We start from the raw sequence: 1,720 nt of genomic DNA, 5'->3' as shown, positions 1-1,720 counted from the left end.
GTGCGACAGACGTCATACTAGATATCAAGCGACTTCTCCTATCCCCTGGGAACACATCAATCTTACCGGAGAATATCGTTGGCCAAAGCCTTAGCGTAGGATTTCGCCCTCTCCCGCAAACGACCCCTAAATGGACATAACATGAGGTAGTTTTTTTAGTCGAAATCTAAATTGTGTTATGTCCTTTTTATTTCAAGAGTTTAGAAAGTTGAGATTCGCGTAGTATTCATAAATTAATAAGGACTAAAGACAATGAGTGACAATTTAATTCGTGCTTTTGCGGCAATGAATGCCGGTGAAGCATTGGTTCCCTATCAATTTGATGCAGGCGAACTACAAGCCCATCAAGTTGAAGTCAAAGTTGAGTACTGTGGTTTATGTCATTCAGATGTTTCAATTATCCAAAATGACTGGAAATCCTCAGTCTATCCTGCAATCCCAGGCCACGAAATTATCGGAACGATTACACAACTTGGGAGCGAAGCCAAAGGCCTAAAACTGGGTCAACGTGTTGGCATTGGCTGGACAGCTGAAAGCTGTCAACACTGTGAATCATGTATATCAGGGCAGCAAGTACAATGTACGGGTGGGAAAACGGCGACCATCGTGGGACACGCAGGCGGTTTTGCAGATAAAGTCCGTGCAGGTTGGCAATGGGTTATTCCCCTCCCTGATGATTTAGATGCTGTGAGTGCAGGCCCGCTCCTATGCGGTGGCATTACCGTATTTGATCCAATTTTACAGCACCAAATTCAAGCCATTCATCACGTTGCAGTAATTGGTATTGGCGGCTTAGGTCATATGGCAATTAAGTTATTGAAAGCATGGGGCTGTGAAATTACCGCATTTACCTCAAGTCTTGATAAAACTGACGAACTCAAAGCCATGGGTGCAGACCATGTGCTCAGTAGTCGTGACACGGCTGCACTTAAGGCACATCGTGGCACGTTTGATTTAATTTTAAGTACAGTAAATGTCACTTTAGACTGGCAAGCCTATCTATCTACACTCGCACCAAATGGCAGTGTGCATATGCTCGGACTTGCACTAGAGCCAATGCAGATTCCTGCGGGCATGTTAATTAGCGGTGCTAAATCAGTCACCGGTTCTTCAACTGGATCGCCTGCCGCACTGCGTCAACTTCTGAAATTTGCCGCACGTCAAAATATTGCGCCACAGATTGAACTGTTCCCAATGTCACAAGTGAATGAAGCCATTGAACGTTTACATTCAGGTCAAGTGCGTTATCGCGTTGTGCTTAAAGCTGATTTTGATTAACGCTATTCAAATCAACTTTTTAAAGCCTTTTTAACCCAATTGGCCAATAACTGGATCGCCTGTTGTATCTGTTCAGACAGTTCATGTCCTGCATTCAGGCGAATACAGTTACGGTAACGATCTGCACCACCAAACAACAGTCCCGGCACAATGTTAATACCGTGCTGCTGGGCAAAACAATACAGATCCCAACTGTCAATCTGCGCAGCTTTATAAAGATATATTAATACGCGAATCTCAACTTTCTAAACTCTTGAAATAAAAAGGACATAACACAATTTAGATTTCGACTAAAAAAACTACCTCATGTTATGTCCATTTACGAATTTATCATTTCTGTGTATTTATTCATAGACTCTTGCTATTCACTTATCGTTACAAAGCCATTAAGAACAAGAGGATTTCCTCCAGCTTTAACCGATATTGAAATAATGACTATACA

The 1,720-nt window shown here is 42.4% G+C and carries 1 protein-coding gene and 2 pseudogenes; 2 read left to right on the top strand and 1 reads right to left on the bottom strand.

Annotated elements, in window-relative coordinates; translation table 11 throughout:
- Positions 1–252: 252 nt before the first annotated feature.
- Positions 253–1,278, top strand: coding sequence for an NAD(P)-dependent alcohol dehydrogenase (locus FTT73_RS16015; protein WP_005267240.1), 1,026 nt, complete (start codon positions 253–255; stop codon positions 1,276–1,278).
- 11 nt (positions 1,279–1,289) lie between these two features.
- Here FTT73_RS16015 and FTT73_RS16010 read toward each other — a convergent pair.
- Positions 1,290–1,481: pseudogene (locus FTT73_RS16010) on the bottom strand (PLP-dependent aminotransferase family protein); the annotation flags it as partial.
- 108 nt (positions 1,482–1,589) lie between these two features.
- Between FTT73_RS16010 and FTT73_RS16480 the strand changes: the two are divergent.
- A pseudogene (locus tag FTT73_RS16480) lies at positions 1,590–1,720 on the top strand (IS982 family transposase); the annotation flags it as partial.

It is taken from the genome of Acinetobacter sp. YH01006 (assembly GCF_013420445.1).
Taxonomy (GTDB): domain Bacteria; phylum Pseudomonadota; class Gammaproteobacteria; order Pseudomonadales; family Moraxellaceae; genus Acinetobacter; species Acinetobacter pseudolwoffii.
Note: the sequence above shows the minus strand (reverse complement) of the source record. Positions and strands in the feature narration are given on the sequence as shown.